This is a genomic window from Exiguobacterium sp. s56 (genome assembly GCF_018618255.1).
GTDB classification, from domain to species: Bacteria; Bacillota; Bacilli; order Exiguobacteriales; family Exiguobacteriaceae; genus Exiguobacterium; species Exiguobacterium chiriqhucha.
Map to the genome: position 1 here is coordinate 147,245 of NZ_JACSLR010000001.1, position 15,472 is coordinate 162,716.

Annotated in this window: 17 protein-coding genes; 12 read left to right on the top strand and 5 right to left on the bottom strand. The window is 51.1% G+C overall.

The annotated features are described in order from the left end of the window. Window positions 1–213 precede the first annotated feature (213 nt). From KNP71_RS00755 to KNP71_RS00770, 4 genes are all read left to right on the top strand, one after another. Entirely contained in the window at window positions 214–351 is a 138-nt protein-coding gene (locus KNP71_RS00755; protein WP_198922699.1) for a hypothetical protein, read from the top strand. Between the two features lie 179 nt (window positions 352–530). Beyond that, window positions 531–929 carry a transcriptional regulator SpxA gene (spxA, locus tag KNP71_RS00760; protein ID WP_015881217.1) on the top strand — a complete coding sequence of 133 codons (399 nt, stop codon included), beginning with the start codon at window positions 531–533 and terminating at the stop codon, window positions 927–929. A 180-nt stretch (window positions 930–1,109) separates the two neighbouring features. Next, window positions 1,110–1,763, top strand: a complete 654-nt coding sequence (gene mecA, locus KNP71_RS00765) for an adaptor protein MecA (RefSeq protein WP_021066951.1) — start codon at window positions 1,110–1,112, stop codon at window positions 1,761–1,763. Between the two features lie 66 nt (window positions 1,764–1,829). After that, the gene (locus tag KNP71_RS00770; protein WP_131471114.1) at window positions 1,830–3,062 is read left to right on the top strand and encodes a DUF2254 domain-containing protein; all 1,233 of its coding nucleotides are present in this window, start codon (window positions 1,830–1,832) and stop codon (window positions 3,060–3,062) included. Window positions 3,063–3,099: 37 nt separating this feature from the next. On the opposite strand, the gene KNP71_RS00775 is transcribed toward KNP71_RS00770, so the two are convergent. Continuing rightward, window positions 3,100–3,822, bottom strand: coding sequence for an SDR family NAD(P)-dependent oxidoreductase (locus KNP71_RS00775; protein ID WP_214713878.1), 723 nt, complete (start codon window positions 3,820–3,822; stop codon window positions 3,100–3,102). Window positions 3,823–3,903: 81 nt separating this feature from the next. Here KNP71_RS00775 and cls point away from each other — a divergent pair, with 81 nt between their 5' ends. From cls to pepF, 3 genes are read left to right on the top strand one after another with little or no spacing between them, the layout of a single operon-like run. Continuing rightward, entirely contained in the window at window positions 3,904–5,415 is a 1,512-nt protein-coding gene (cls, locus tag KNP71_RS00780; RefSeq protein ID WP_029595781.1) for a cardiolipin synthase, read from the top strand. A 12-nt stretch (window positions 5,416–5,427) separates the two neighbouring features. Next, window positions 5,428–6,489 carry a competence protein CoiA gene (locus KNP71_RS00785; RefSeq protein ID WP_214713876.1) on the top strand — a complete coding sequence of 354 codons (1,062 nt, stop codon included), beginning with the start codon at window positions 5,428–5,430 and terminating at the stop codon, window positions 6,487–6,489. A gap of 17 nt (window positions 6,490–6,506) precedes the next feature. Continuing rightward, window positions 6,507–8,309 carry an oligoendopeptidase F gene (gene pepF / locus KNP71_RS00790; protein ID WP_214803142.1) on the top strand — a complete coding sequence of 601 codons (1,803 nt, stop codon included), beginning with the start codon at window positions 6,507–6,509 and terminating at the stop codon, window positions 8,307–8,309. A gap of 219 nt (window positions 8,310–8,528) precedes the next feature. Here the strand turns inward: pepF and KNP71_RS00795 are convergent, their stop codons facing one another. Beyond that, window positions 8,529–9,065: a DsbA family protein gene (locus KNP71_RS00795; protein ID WP_236355671.1), complete on the bottom strand. Its 537-nt coding sequence runs from the start codon at window positions 9,063–9,065 to the stop codon at window positions 8,529–8,531. 322 nt (window positions 9,066–9,387) lie between these two features. Then, a complete protein-coding gene (locus KNP71_RS00800; protein ID WP_207391684.1) occupies window positions 9,388–9,969 on the bottom strand; it encodes a CYTH domain-containing protein in 582 nt (193 codons plus the stop codon). A gap of 107 nt (window positions 9,970–10,076) precedes the next feature. On the opposite strand from KNP71_RS00800, the gene yjbM reads away from it, so the two are divergent. From yjbM to KNP71_RS00815, 3 genes are read left to right on the top strand one after another with little or no spacing between them, the layout of a single operon-like run. Further along, window positions 10,077–10,721 (top strand): GTP diphosphokinase, encoded by a 645-nt coding sequence (gene yjbM, locus KNP71_RS00805; RefSeq protein ID WP_021066959.1) that lies wholly within the window; start codon window positions 10,077–10,079, stop codon window positions 10,719–10,721. A gap of 11 nt (window positions 10,722–10,732) precedes the next feature. Continuing rightward, complete coding sequence (locus tag KNP71_RS00810) at window positions 10,733–11,530, top strand: NAD kinase (protein WP_021066960.1); 798 nt, start codon at window positions 10,733–10,735, stop codon at window positions 11,528–11,530. Window positions 11,531–11,533: 3 nt separating this feature from the next. Then, window positions 11,534–12,400: an RluA family pseudouridine synthase gene (locus KNP71_RS00815; protein WP_131471120.1), complete on the top strand. Its 867-nt coding sequence runs from the start codon at window positions 11,534–11,536 to the stop codon at window positions 12,398–12,400. 40 nt (window positions 12,401–12,440) lie between these two features. Here KNP71_RS00815 and KNP71_RS00820 read toward each other — a convergent pair whose 3' ends face one another. Next, on the bottom strand, window positions 12,441–13,607 hold the full coding sequence (locus tag KNP71_RS00820; RefSeq protein WP_021066962.1) for an FtsW/RodA/SpoVE family cell cycle protein: 1,167 nt from the start codon (window positions 13,605–13,607) through the stop codon (window positions 12,441–12,443). A gap of 150 nt (window positions 13,608–13,757) precedes the next feature. On the opposite strand from KNP71_RS00820, the gene fabI reads away from it, so the two are divergent. Together fabI and KNP71_RS00830 are read left to right on the top strand one after the other, a co-directional pair. Next, window positions 13,758–14,531, top strand: coding sequence for an enoyl-ACP reductase FabI (fabI, locus tag KNP71_RS00825; RefSeq protein ID WP_029595774.1), 774 nt, complete (start codon window positions 13,758–13,760; stop codon window positions 14,529–14,531). An 85-nt stretch (window positions 14,532–14,616) separates the two neighbouring features. After that, on the top strand, window positions 14,617–14,805 hold the full coding sequence (locus tag KNP71_RS00830) for a hypothetical protein (protein ID WP_021066964.1): 189 nt from the start codon (window positions 14,617–14,619) through the stop codon (window positions 14,803–14,805). A gap of 2 nt (window positions 14,806–14,807) precedes the next feature. Here the strand turns inward: KNP71_RS00830 and KNP71_RS00835 are convergent, their stop codons facing one another. After that, on the bottom strand, window positions 14,808–15,317 hold the full coding sequence (locus KNP71_RS00835) for a YjcG family protein (RefSeq protein WP_021066965.1): 510 nt from the start codon (window positions 15,315–15,317) through the stop codon (window positions 14,808–14,810). Between the last annotated feature and the right edge of the window lie 155 nt (window positions 15,318–15,472).

A 15,472-nucleotide genomic window follows, 5' to 3' on the forward strand; every position in this document is an offset into this window, starting at 1 on the left:
CTCCTTGGTGATTTCAAAGGTTATTTCTATTAACTATACGGGAATCAAATAGGAAAAGCAAATCTGGAACGTGTGAAATGATGAAAAACTTGGAAATTGTTCAACCATTTTCATAAGAATGTGCTATAATTTAATTGTAGATTAGTGCAAGTTCAAGATTTTCAGATTCAGTAACGGTCGGTCCGGTCCTTTTAGCGTTGGGGGTGAGAGACCATGAAAGAACGTAACAAAGTATTGGAACAGAAAAAGAAACTTCTGAAAGAAGTCCTCAAGAAGAAATTGAAAGACTTGCAAGTGAAGCCAGGCAAAGAGACGGTATCACAACCGGTTTCTCGAATGCCGGCGTCCTAGAACGGTCGATCAAGGGTCGCATTCTCGAGAATGCGTCCTCTTTTCTTACCCGAGTGAGAAAAGTTATCATTGAAGTTTCAATTGATAAGAATTATTATAATTAAGTGAACGATTTTTTGGGTATACAAATAGAGTCACTTGAAAAAGATGAACGAACATTTGATCAGGGAGGAACGAAAATGGTCACACTTTACACGTCTCCGAGCTGCACATCGTGCCGAAAAGCACGGGCTTGGCTTGAAGAGCATGATATCCCATTTACGGAACGAAATATATTTTCAGAACCACTCTCACTTAATGAGATCAAACAAATCCTACGTATGACAGAGGACGGGACGGATGAAATCATCTCGACCCGGTCTAAAGTTTTCTCTAAAATCGACGTATCGGTCGATGCGCTCTCGCTTCAACAACTATACGATTTGATTCAAGAGTATCCTGGATTGCTTCGCCGTCCAATCTTGATTGATGAAAAACGTCTTCAAGTCGGGTATAACGAAGATGAGATTCGTCGATTCTTGCCGCGCAAGGTCCGGACGTTCCAACTTCAAGAAGCGCAACGACTCGTCAACGAGTGAGGAAGCATACTGTCTAAGCAGTGTGCTTTTTATTATTCCGTTTTTCCGATAAAATAATAGTAACAACCCCATCATCAATAGATTGACACGTTAAAAAAAGGGTACTATGATAACAAGACAATTTCCCCTCTCCTCCTTAATTGTTGAAGTAGGAGTGAGGTGAGAAGGGAGTGGACAATCGTGAAAATTGAGCGCATCAATGACAATACCGTCAAATTTTTCATTACGTATGTCGATATCGAAAAACGCGGTTTCGCTCGTGATGAAATCTGGTATAACCGAGAACGTGGTGAGCAGCTGTTCTGGCAGATGATGGACGAAGCGCACGAACGAGAAGATATCTCGTTTGATGGTCCACTATGGATACAAGTACAAGCTTTTGAAAAAGGACTCGAAGTGACCGTGACGATCGCGAAAAACGTGATTGGCGCCGAAGACGATTCTGAGCTCGGATCACTCCTACGCTCGGCAATTGATGAGGCACGCGATCAACAATCGGTGCTCGACCAGTTGAGTGAACTCGATGAAGAAACCGAGCAGGAGGCGTGGGCTCCGCTCGCTATGGAAACGGATGACTTTGAGGCGATCATCTCGCTCAGCAAACGGGCGGGAGAGACGTTAAGCAACGTCGACCTCAAACTGTTCCACTACGATCAGAAGTATTACTTGTGGATCGATTTCCCGGAAGAGATGGAACCAGAGGAAGAAGAGAACGTATTGAGTCTCTTGGCCGAGTATTTGACGTTCAGCACGCAGACGTTAGCGATGCTCGAAGAATACGGTAAGCTTATCCTCGATGGGGATGTCTTCGCTAAAGTCCGTCACTATTTCTAAACCCCAATCGCCTGTTCATATGGACAGGCGATTTTTTTCTAACTAATACATAAACGAGGTGTCGTGATGTTCAAGCGTTTGCAGTTGATGTTGGCCGATAGTGCCTGGTTTGTCCCGTTTTTATATGGGGTCGGGGGGATTGCCTTGACGTTCCTGACCCAATACTTCGGAAACTTCTTTCGGGAACTGTTGCCCGAAATCGTCTATTTAGATAAGGATTCGGCAGCAACCGTGCTGTCCTCGTCCTTTACGAGTCTGATGACGATGATGACGTTTAGTTTCTCAACGATTCTCGTCGTCTTGACGACGTACTCGTCACAGTTCTCACCACGAACAATCAATAACTTTTTGACGAACTCGGCATCGAAACATACGCTCGGCTTGTTCATCATGACGACGGTGTACGGGATCACGAACTTATTTTTAATTCGGACGTCGGATGAGGATGTCGTACTCGCCTCGGGCGTCAGCGTGTTGCTCGTCGTCAGTTCCATCTGGGCGTTCGTCAAGTTCATACAAACGATAAGCGTCTCAATTCAAGCCGAACGTCTCTTGTCAGCCCTGCATCGCGAGGCGTTGTCCGTCATCGAGACGCAACAGCAAGCGGTGGAGGACGGAAAGATGCACATCGTTCCCGAACGTTCGGTCCACACGTTCGAGGGCCAGGCCATCTATGCGCCGCGCACCGGCTATATCCAATTGTTCGCAAGCGAGAAACAAGAAAGCCATGATGTCGATTTCGAGTCGGTCGTGGCCGTCGGGGATTTCGTGGCGAAAGGAGACTTGCTCGGCTATTGGCTCGGAGAAGAAGCGCTCGATGTCGACGTGTTCCAAATTGGGGAGATTCGCTCCTCGATTCAAGACCCGGCCTTCGTCATCGAGAAATTGAGTGAAATCGCGTTGAAAGGCATCTCGCCCGGGATTAACGATCCGAATACTGCGATTCACGCCATTCATTACATCGGCGACATTTTGCGAGAACTGAGCCGATTACCTGAAGGGGATTTCTTATTTTCCAATGACAAGAGCAACTGGCACGCCAAACGTAAACCGATGGAGGCGACGTTGTTCGAGGCGCTCACCCCAATCAAGACGTATGCGAGCCATGACATCTTTGTGATGGCATCCGTGTTCGAGGCGATCCGAATCGCCCGACTGGAAGCACATGCCTCACACGAAGAGACGTTCGAGGGGTTCATCGACTATTTCGAGGAGTCGCTCGATTTTGAAGAGTTGCATCCGAGAGAACGCGCGTTTCTGACGAATCAGATGATGCGTGCCCGAAAAGTACAGACGTAAAAGGGAGGGGTCACTCGAGACCCCTCCCTTTTGGTACTTATGAGAGTGTATATCCACCGTCCACCGTGATGGCTTGACCGTTAATATAGCTTGACGCTTCGCTCAATAGGAATGTGACGACCGGTGCGACTTCCTCCGGTTTGGCGGCATGTCCCCGGAAATGATGGGTCATCGCCTCTTGGAATTCGGCCTCACCGCCATACAGTTTATGACTGAGTGGCGTATCGACCGGACCGAAACAGACCGCATTGAAACGTATTTTGCCTTTCATCCGATGGGCGAACGTCTTCGTCAAGGCGATGACGGCCGCTTTCGAGGCGGCGTATGGACCGAGCATCGGCGGAAATTTGACGTGGCCGACGATTGCAGCGTTATTGACGACGCTCCCTCCCGTCGCCAACAGCGGGATGGCGCGTTGGATAAGCCGGTTCACAGCCAACACGTTCAGTTCGAATACGTCGTCAAACGCGGTCGCTGGCAACCGCTCCGGTGTCCCGGGACGACCGAACGTCGCGGCGTTGTTGAATAATCCGTTGAGGACGACCTTGTCCTCGCTCAAGCGGTCCATCAATGCTTCAACTTGCTCGGATTCGGCTAAATCACATGTAAGGAAAGTGATGCGTGGTGAGGCGTCTTCGAGTGCGGCACCTCGTGTCTCGTCGCGGCCGATGCCGATGACGTCATGTCCGTCCTCAGCCAAACGAAGGGCGACGGCCCGTCCAATCCCGCTCGTCGCTCCTGTAACCAAAAATGTGCCCATATTTTGTTCGCTCCCCTCAAAAGATGGTGTTAAGTTGTATAATTATGATAATACAAGACAGAAACGAGGTCAGTTTATAATATGTTGCGACGCATACAAGTACTTTTATCCCTGATTTTGCTCGCAGGTCTCATTGCCGTATTATCGTATTACTGGAGCTCGCAAGTGATCGGGTTGTTCTCGGTGCTCGTCTTTTTGACGACGTTCAGCATCCTGCTCGTCATCCTGCTCGAGAATCGAAATCCGCAGCGGACGCTCATTTGGGCCATCGTCATGCTCGGCTTCCCGGTCGTCGGGCTGTTCGCATATTTTGTGTTCGGACAGAACTATCGCCGGAAGCGCATGTTCAAAGAGAAGGCCATGTTGGACGAAGAGACGTACCTCGCTTATCGACAGAAGGCGATGACGTTGTCGCCGTCGCTCATGTTCTCTCATGACGATTATGAGAAGTTGCTCCATTTGACGTCGTCTCTGAATCAATTACCCGTTTCGTCGAACACGTATACGCAAGTGCTGACGAATGGACAACAGAAGTTCTCGAAGTTGTTGCCCGCTTTGAAAGGGGCGACCCGCCACATCCATCTCGAATATTATATTTTCCGGGAAGATCGTATTTCTCGGGAAATTCAACGGATTTTGATTCAGAAGGCGAAGGCAGGGGTCGAGGTGCGCTTTCTATATGACGCGGTCGGCTCGATTCATACGAGCGGGACGTTCTTTGACGAGATGCGCCAAGCAGGTGTCCATGTCAAAGCGTTCTTCCCGGTCGTCCTGCCGCTCGTTTCGAGTAAGACGAACTATCGGAACCATCGGAAAATCGTCGTCATCGATGGAACAGAGGCGTTCACAGGCGGGTTGAATGTCGGAGATGAATATTTGGGCGAGCATTCGAAGTTCGGTTTTTGGCGTGACACGCATCTATACGTCAGAGGGGAAGGGGTGTCGGAACTCCAGCTCATCTTCTTGCAGGACTGGTACTACATGACGGGTGAGCGTCTATTCACGCCGTTCTATCTAGAGCCGCTCGAGACGGTGCGAAGTGCGAGTGGCGGCGTACAGATTGTGGCGAGCGGACCGGATGAGCCGTACGAGACGATGAAATCGATTTATTTCGCGCTGATCAATGCGGCCAAGAAGTCGGTATACATCTCGTCCCCGTACTTGATTCCAGACGAGGACATCATGAGCGCGCTCAAGACCGCTTCGTTATCAGGTATCGATGTCCGTATCGTGCTTCCGAGCTATCCGGACCATAAAATTGTCTTTTATGCGAGTCGCTCATATTTTGAGGAACTACTCAGCGCCGGGGTCAAGATTTACTTGTATGAGGAAGGGTTCATGCATTCGAAAGTCATCGTCGTCGACGATGGGTTGGCGACAATCGGAACGGCGAATATGGACTTCAGAAGTTTCCACCTCAATTTCGAGGTGAACGCGCTCTTGTATAACACGAACTCCGTCCATCAGCTCAAACAAGATTTGTATAAAGACTTTGAAGGGTCACACGAGTTGGAGATTCGGGCGTTCTCGGAACGATCCTACTTCATCAAACTCGTCGAATCATTGGCCCGAATGTTTTCACCACTATTATGAGGGGGAAGCGGGATGCGATTTGCCATCGGTCGAACTGGAGGGTATGTGGATGCCCTTACGCTCAGTCGGGGGCGGATTGAACCGTTTGCCCCTTTTTCGTGCCCAGAATGCGGGGAACGGGTCATCGTCAGGCAAGGTGTGAAACGGCGTCTCCATTTCGCCCACGTCAATCCTTGCGGATGCGGCGAGTCGACCGGACACCATGAAGACAAATGGGGAGTGCGGCAATGGCTTCAAGGGCAAGGGTATGAAGTCGAGCAAGAAGTCGTCATCGGCGCACGTCGTGCCGATTTGGTGGCAGTACGCGACGATACACGGCTCGTCGTCGAAATCCAGGCGTCCACGCTCTCAATCGAGTCTTACGTCGACCGGACGAAACATTATCGCGACAATGGACTTGACGTCGTCTGGCTGGCGAGCGGGCTGCAGCCCGGGGGTGTGACAACGTTCAAACCGTGGATGCGGGCCGAACTGGCCCGACGACATAGCCTGGTCGTCCCGACCGGACAGGCGTTATACCGCTTCGTCGGCTTTCCGGTCTCCATCCGAGCGGGCGTCGGGCAATGGCAGGTCGCGACCTCGTTCGATGTCTCGCCGTTCGCGGCATATTATGGCTTCGATGCCCATCGTTGGACCCAAGTCATTCGGCGGAGGCGGATGACGCCACCTTATCCGACGCCACAGTATCGCCGCCTCATCTTGAACCGACTGTATCCGCTCGGGATGTTGCCCTCGTTGTTACCGAGCTACTGTTATTTGCCGTTGCCGTCACTGTGGGGGGTCCATGTCCATCCGTTCATGTTCCAGACGGTGCTCTACTTGAATCGACGGGATTGCCCCGGAGACTCCGTCAATTGGAGCATCGAGAAGACGTGCCGCCAGTTCGACGTGACCCCGACAAGCGACTTTCTGCAAGCGTTTGAAGTACAATGGAGACAGCTGTTGAACGTATTCGACGTGACGGAGGCGGTGCGCGATTGGCACGTGCCTAAGACGTTAGACACGGCGTTGCTTCACGATTTTCGATACTTTCAAGGGTTTCAGCGATTCATGGCGAAATCGTATACAAACTAAGAAAAGGAAGTGGACATATGTCAGAAGTACTTACACGACAACAAGTACCCGTCGAGGAGACGTGGAACTTAGAGACGATTTATGCAGACGATCAAGCTTGGGAACAAGATTTTGAGGCGCTAAAAGCAAGCGTACCGGCCTTGGTCGAGTTCAAAGGGAAACTCGGAGAATCAGCGGCTTCTTTATTCGCAGGTCTGCAACTGCGCGACGACATTTCGCGTCAATTGCATAAACTGTATACATACGCCCATATGCGCTACGACGAGGATACGTCGAACAGCCATTATCAGGCACTGAACGACCGTGCCGGTTCGCTCGCTGCCCAAATCTCGGCTCAGCTCGCGTTCATGACGCCAGAGCTGCTCGCCATCGACGAAAGCCAAATCGAGGCGTTCATGAGTGAGCACGAGTCACTCAACGTCTATCGCCACGCGTTCGACGAGTTGGCACAAGAACGTCCGCACGTGTTGACGGAAGCGGAAGAGGCGATTCTCGCCCAAGCCGGTGACGTCCTCGGGCAGTCGAGCTCGACGTTCGGCATGCTCAACAACGCCGACTTGAAGTTCCCGAAAGTGAAGAACGAGAAAGGCGAAGACGTCGAATTGACGCATGGCCGCTATATCACGTTCCTCGAATCAAGTGACCGCAGCGTCCGCGAAGGCGCATTCAAGGCGATGTACGGGACGTACGAGCAATATTTGAACACGTTCGCCTCGACGTTGTCAGGTAGCGTGAAAAAAGACAACTTCTATGCGACGGTCCGCAAGTTCGAGAGCGCCCGCCAAGCGGCGCTTCATCATAATGCCATCCCAGAATCCGTATACGACGGGCTCGTGGAGGCGGTGAACGAACGTCTCGACTTGTTGCACCGTTATGTCGCGCTCCGGAAACGGGCACTTGGTGTGGACGAGTTGCATATGTACGACTTGTATACGCCGCTCGTCAAAGACGTGGACATGAAAATTCCTTATGACGAAGCGAAAGACTTGATGGTCGAGGGGCTCGCGCCGCTCGGAGACGAGTACGTCCAAATCGTCAAAGACGGACTTGCTTCACGTTGGGTCGACGTTCGTGAGACACGTGGCAAGCGTAGTGGCGCCTATTCATCAGGCGCGTACGACACGCAACCGTTCATCTTGATGAACTGGCAGGACAACGTCAACAACTTGTTCACGCTCGCCCATGAGTTCGGCCATTCGGTCCATAGCCATTATACGCGGGCGACGCAGCCGTATCCGTACGGGGACTACTCGATTTTCGTGGCCGAAGTGGCTTCGACGACGAACGAGGCGCTCTTGAACGATTATTTGTTGAAGACGCGCACGGACCGCCAGGAGCGGCTCTATCTGTTGAACAATCAGCTCGAAACGTTCCGGGGCACACTGTTCCGTCAGACGATGTTCGCCGAGTTCGAGCACATGATTCATAAAGCGGCCCAAGAAGGCGTCTCGCTCACACCTGAGTATTTGAATGAGACGTATCTCGAGCTCAACAAGCGATACTTCGGAGACGAACTCGTTATCGATGGTGAGATTGCGTTTGAATGGGCCCGTATCCCGCACTTCTATTACAATTACTACGTCTATCAGTACGCGACAGGGATCTCAGCATCGGCCGCGTTGTCGCAACAGATCATGGAAGAAGGCGAACCAGCTGTCCGTCGTTACATCGACAAGTTCTTGAAGGCCGGTTCGAGCGACTATCCGATTGAAGTATTGAAGGCGGCCGGCGTCGATATGACGACGAAAGCGCCGGTGCTCGCAGCACTCGATCAGTTCGAGGCCGTCCTCGACGAGATGGAGACGCTATTGTTCCAATGAGTGGATGCGTGAACATTATGTGACAATATGAACAAAGTGCTTGTCACGGCGCGCCTGTCTCGGTATATTATAAGTGTGAAATCAATCACAAACCCCTTTATTGACCGTAAACTTTCTCCCAACCTGTGATCTGTATAGATACTCGGGTCGTGATGTTTTCCGTCCCCGCGGAGAACATCGCAAAAAACCCACGGCTCCCCGGCCGTGGGTTTTGTTGTGTCATTTATTCGTCGCCCAAGCTTGTCCGCTGCAACCTGGGACAGGTCGGCACCGTTGCTGGAGTGACAGTTTTTTCAGTTCTCTCTCGATGACCGGCTTCTCGAGCTCCAAGATGAAGGCGAGCTCGGTGATGGTCGAGGCATCGTAGCGCCCCAATACTTTCTCGACGTTCCACTCGGACTCCCGGGTTGGGACGTAACCGAGCAGTTCGGCCATGACGGCCTGGTAGACGTCGTACGGGTACAATCCTTCGATTTTGAGTGCTTCGTCACGCGTGACGAACGTCAAAGCAGGAAGTGACTCAATTTCCCAATCTTTTAAGATCTCATGGTCAACAGCTAGAGCGCTGAGCAGTTGATTGGATTGGATATCGGCCGCCAACTCCTCGATGTCGAGCCCGTAATCGACGAACGAGCGGGCAATTTCCCACAAATCGCTGTCGCTAGAGCCATCCTTCAAAAAGATATCGTTTATATGCAGATGGCGTAAGAAGCGCATCGCATGACGTTTCCCTTGTAACTCCATAGCCTTAATCATCGTGAGAAGGCGAACCTCTTCTTGACATCCGCCAACACAACTAGGAACCGTCGAAACCATACGGAAACGAATCAAATGCCCGTATTCAAGTTCGAGCTTTTTAATGAGCGTCATCACATGAAGTCCATCTGGATCAGAAATGTCCATGAAATAGAATAACTCTAATGGTTTATAGGTTGCTTGGATAGGAGATTCTTCCAGTGAACAGGATGACTCATTACATTGTTCTAGTTCCATTGTGTCGCCTCCTCTCGTAAACAAAAATCAAATATATCGTATGCTCATTGTAGCAACGAAAAAAAAAGGTTGGCAACGTATCTGCTCAACCTTGATTTCGACGCACCTTTTCTTCCATGAATCGAACGATTTTATTTTTAGCGGGACGAAGGGGAATGCCATGCTCGCGAAGGAGCTGTTCGAAAGCGATTTTCCCTCTCGCCTCGTCGGTCACTTCAAATTCTATTTCGTAGTCGTGAATTTCCAAATAATGACTTTCATCAAGGACGATTAGGCCGTCCGGTGTCGCGATTTCGGCCCGTTTCGTCTCGAGACGGCCGAGGTGTTCGAGCGGTCCAGACAAGTTGAATGGAGCGAGCGCGGCCGTCATTTGATCATCGTGGATGATGCCGTATTTGAACAAGTTCTCGGCTTCCTCTTCGTTGATGGCGGCGTGCGTCTCGAGCAAGCCGACTTCATGCGGCTGCTTCAGTGTCAGCACTTGGCCGTTCTTTTTCTCACGGATGCGAAGGGCGGCACCATGGTTCTTCAGTTCGAACGTCGGCGTGTCAAAGTAGTCGTTGGCTTGCCATTTCACTTCGTCTGTCAAATCGTAGGCGGCGAGCAACATTTCGTACTCGTCTTTTGTCAACATCGATTTAAATTCAATTTCCACTTCTTGGGTCATAAATCATCGCTCCATTCTATGAACAATTGTTGGTTTATGATACCATACAATCGGATACATACGGAAAAAGCAGGGCTTTCCGATACGAACGAAAGTGGTGACAGCATATGCAATCCATGGATTGGGATCAATATTTAGTGCCGTATCAAATCGCGGTCGATGAACTGAAAGTGAAATTCAAGGCGATTCGAAAGCAATATAAATCTCAAAATGACCATTCTCCCATCGAGTTTGTCACCGGAAGAGTGAAGCCGGTCGGCAGCATCCTCGAGAAGGCGAAGCGAAAGCAAATTCCTTATGACAAATTGTCGACGGAGATGCAAGATATCGCCGGACTCCGCATCATGTGCCAATTCGTGGACGATATCGTCCACGTCCTCGAACTGCTCCATCATCGGACCGACTTTAAAATCGTCGAGGAACGCAACTATATCACGAACCAAAAGGAATCGGGCTATCGCTCGTACCATTTGATTCTCGAGTACCCGGTGCAAACGATTCATGGCGAGTTCCCGACACTCGTCGAGGTCCAAGTACGGACGCTCGCGATGAACTTCTGGGCAACAATCGAGCATTCGCTTAACTATAAATACGACGGGGATATGCCGCTCGAAGTTCAAGAGCGTCTGCGGCGAGCGGCCGAGGCGGCGTTCTTGCTGGATGCCGAGATGAGCCAGCTTCGCGTCGAGATTCAAGATGCACAGCAAGTGTTCCGGGATAAAGAAATGAACGTCCAGACGGACCAAGACTAGGGGGCCACGGCATGCAGTTTGCGATTGTAGCACGGGGAGACGCGCGGTCGGCTGACATCGCGCAAGAGTTGACGAATAAATTGACCGAAGCGGGGCATTCGGTTTCGAAAGAGCCACGCATCGTCGTCTCAGTCGGAGGCGACGGGACGATGCTGCAGGCGTTCCACGAGTATATCGACCGGCTCGATCAGACGTTGCTCGTCGGCATCCACACAGGCCATCTCGGATTTTACGCCGACTGGCAACCGGATGAACTCGATGAGTTGACGGAGATGATTACAAGCGAGTCGTTCGAACCGGTGTCATACCCGCTCGTCGAGGTACTCATCGATTACGAGGATGGGACGACCGATCGACAGCTCGCCATGAACGAATGTACGATTAAAAACTATAAGCGCACACTCGTCTGTGACTTGTCGATTCGCGATGATTACTTCGAGACGTTCCGGGGCGACGGGTTGTGCATCTCGACGCCGTCCGGGTCGACGGCCTATAACAAAGCGCTCGGCGGGGCCATCGTCCATCCGTCCATCGAGGCAATTCAAGTGACGGAGATGGCGTCGATTAACAACTTGGTGTACCGCACGATTGGGTCACCGCTCTTATTGCCGAAACATCATCAAGTGAAGATTGCTCCGCACACGAAAACCGAGTTTGAACTCGCGTTCGATCATCAAGAAGCGTTGTCGTGGTCGAACGTGCGCTCCATCCGCTGTGCGGTCGCGAAAGAAAAAGTGACGTTTGCCCGGTTCCGGCCGTTCCCATTTTGGCGACGGGTCCGCGAATCGTTCATTGAAGAAGGGAAGTAACCGATGTACGGATTTACATTGCGTCGCGTCGCGGAGACAACCGTCCCGTTGCGCGACTTTTTAATGACAGACTGTGGCATCTCACGAAAGATGTTGACCCAAATCAAACAAGGTGGCCTCATCCTCGTCGATGGCAAGCCTCGCACCGTCCGCTATGACATCCGAGCAGAGGAGGCAGTGACCGTCCACTTCCCGGTCGAACAGCCCGCAGAGACGATGGTCCGTTCCAAGCGGCCGCTCACGATCCTATTTGAGGATGACTATTTGCTCGCGATCGACAAACCGGCAGGCATTGCGACAATCCCGTCCCGGCTCCATCCGGATGATACACTCGCCAACGCCGTGCTCGGCTATTATGAACAGATTGGATTGCAGTCGGCGATTCACGTCATCAACCGGCTCGACCGTGACACAAGCGGGGTCGTCCTGTTCGCAAAATATGCATACGTGCATCATCGCTTTAGCGAGTTGCAACAGACTGGCGGCTTGTCGCGGACGTATCTCGCGTTAGTCGAAGGGCAGCTTGAACCACAGACGATCGATGCCCCAATCGGCCGCGCCCCCGATTCGATTATGGAGCGAATCGTGACAGCGGACGGACAGCATGCTGTCACACATATTCTCGAAGCGGAGGCGCATGGCGCATATACGGCACTATCGATTGCCCTTGAGACCGGTCGGACGCATCAAATCCGGGTCCATCTGCGCCATATCGGCCATCCGTTGCTCGGGGATACGATGTACGGTGGCAAGACTGTTCTCGACCGTCATGCGCTCCATAGCGCTTCGGCGGCGTTTAATCATCCATTGACCGGCGAGAAGCTGTTCATCCAAGCCCCTGACCCGGCTGATTTCCAATTCATCCTGTAACAACAATAGTCCCGCACTCGGATGAGTGCGGGACTATTGTTTAGTCGTCGTCGAACATATACGTTTTTGATTTAGAGGCGACGTTCATGACGAGCCCGATGGCGATCATGTTCATGATGATCCCGGTCCCACCATAACTGATGAACGGTAACGTCAGACCGGTGATCGGGAGGACGCCGATCGTCATCCCGATGTTTTGGAAAATTTGGAACGTGAACATGGCGATGACGGCCGTGACGATGTAGCTTCCGAACGGACTGCTCGCTTCGAGGGCGATATGAATCATTCGGTACAAGAACAAGAAGAAAACGATAATCACGATCGCTGCCCCGATAAAGCCATAATGCTCGGCGATGACGGCGAAGATGAAGTCGGTTTGCGACTCAGGAAGATAGACGAGCCCTTGTCCATAGCCGGCCCCGAACATTTGGCCAGATCCAATCGCTTGAAGCGATTTGATTAACTGGAACGCCAGGTCATCGGAATACTCATACGGGTAAATCCAAGCTTGGAATCGATTCAAGGCGTGGCCTGGCACGAAACTTTGTAACAACTCGAAATGCGAGAAGAACAAATACATGAAGCCACCGATCGTTAAGGCAGCGGCGCTGAACAATCCGAGCAACCACTTCCACCCGATACCAGACACGATGATAATCGCTCCGAGCATCGTAATCAACACGAGCCCTGTGCCTAAGTCTGGTTGCGTCACAATCAGCGCGAGAGGCGGAATGGCGAGAAGCACCAATTTCATTAATAGCCATGTGTCCTGTTGGGACGAACCGTAGCGTTTATTATGGTCATAGACGATCGTCGCCATGGAAATAAGTAAGAACAACTTCATGAATTCGGCTGGCTGGAAACTGAAGCCCGGTACGTTATACCAGCCGTACGCCCCGTTGATGTTCGGAACGAGAGTCGTATCGCGGAGCGGAATCAAACCGGCTAGTAGCAATAACCCGAAGCCATACAAATACCAGTGTATTTTTCGCAACTGTTCATATTCGATGGTCATGATGGCGAACATGGCGAAGAACCCAATGATGTAGCGGATTCCTTGGTCAAATGCGAAATTAATATGTTGCAATCGCGTCGGCAACATCGGTTGGGCCGTATAGATGGCACCTAAACTGATGATCATCAAGAAAAAGACGATTGTCAAAAGTGTTGTGTCTAAACTTTTAAAATAAGATTGAATGCGGTTCATGATGAAGTCGTCTCACCCTTTCTCTACGTATTTTATCTTACCGTAAGTTAAAAAAATCGCAATACGTTACGCGCTAGTTGACAAAACAGACACCATTCTGTAATCTGATAACAGATATTATCACCAGGTACTAAAAAAGGGGAGTTTACGATGTCAATCTATCCAACGTTAACGAATAAGACGTATGTCGTCATGGGAATCGCCAATAAACGCTCGATCGCTTGGGGAATCGCGAAGACGCTCGACGCAGCAGGCGCGAAGCTCGTGCTCACATATGCGGGCGAACGCTTCAAGTCAGGACTCGAGTCGCTTGCAGCCGACTTGAACGGAGAAGCCTTGCTGTTAGAGTGTGACGTCACGAACGACGAAGCCATCGACACGACGTTCCGGGCGATTCATGAACTAGCAGGCCCGATTCAAGGGATTGCGCACTCGATCGCATTCGCAGACAAAGAAGCACTCCGCGGTGAATTCTCAGAGATGACACGCGGCCAGTTCGCGCAAGCGCTCGATATTTCGGCATACAGCTTGACGGCTGTCGTCAAAGCGGCCAAACCGTACTTCGCAGAAGATGCATCGGTCATCACGCTCACATATCTCGGCGGCGAACGCGTCGTCCCGAACTATAACTTGATGGGTGTCGCCAAGGCGGCGCTCGACTCGAGCGTCAAATATTTGGCAAACGAGTACGGCCCACACGGCGTCCGCGTCAATGCGATCTCGGCTGGCCCGATTCGGACGTTGTCGGCTAAAGGAGTCGGCGACTTTAACAGCATCTTGTCTGAACTCGAGCAAAAAGCGCCATTGCGCCGCAACGTCTCGGTAGAAGAAGTGGCCTCGACCGGCCTGTTCCTCTTGTCGAGCATGGGCAGTGGCGTAACAGGTGAAGTCATCCACGTCGATAGCGGTTATCACATTTTATAAAGATGGGGAAGGGCGTAGCGATACGCTCTTTTTTTGTATTATCGTTGAAGAATTTCGGGTAAGGACTTGTGAAGGAGGTTGGATCATGGGTCCTTATCAGATTGATTTCACAGTCGTCCAATATGGAAATCGCCAAGTTCAACCAACAGAACGGGCGAATATCGAGCCGGTCACACGCATTCAACGTGTCCAACGAATCCGGCCCCGTCAAGAAGAATGGTTAGAAGCCGAACAACAAAACAGCCCCGGTCGTTTCGTCGACCGGAGCGTGTAATCTTATCCGCGGAACCGGAACGTCTCATAGACGTTCCATGTTTCGTTTTCGAGCTCATACATGACGGCCATGCGATTGATCGTCTCCTCGAAATGCACTTGTTCCATTCGCATCCGTTCGAGCACGTCGAACAGTTCGGCATCGGTCAAATCTTGACCGATGGTGATATGCGGCAGAAACTCGTATTTCGGAGGCTGCTTGAGCAGACCGTCGTGCAGTTTGTCGTGAAGCGCTGACAGTTCGCGCGTCGGCAATACTTTTAAGTAGAGGACGTTGTTCGTCGGTGCGAACGAGCGGACCCCGTCGATTTTCAATTGAACCGGTTTGGTCGAGTCTGCGACTTGCTGGAGATACTCGAGCACTTTCGGCAAATCGGCCTCGTCGATTTCAGTGCGTTCCTTGATCGTCACGTGAGGTGAGATCAACGCATACTTCGTGTCGTATCGCTTCCGATACGAGTTGGCGAAGTCTTGAACTTGTTTTGATGGAAATAAGACTACCCCAATCTTCATTCCAGTTCCCCCTTTATAAAGTGGTCTACTTTTTTATGATGACCGATTTAATGAATGAAGTCAAAGCGGGCTTAGTCTTTTTTTCGAGTTTTCAGTATAATAGACATTGAGTACTTCGAGAAGCTCTTCTCGAGATGAAAGGATGTGTAGCGGGA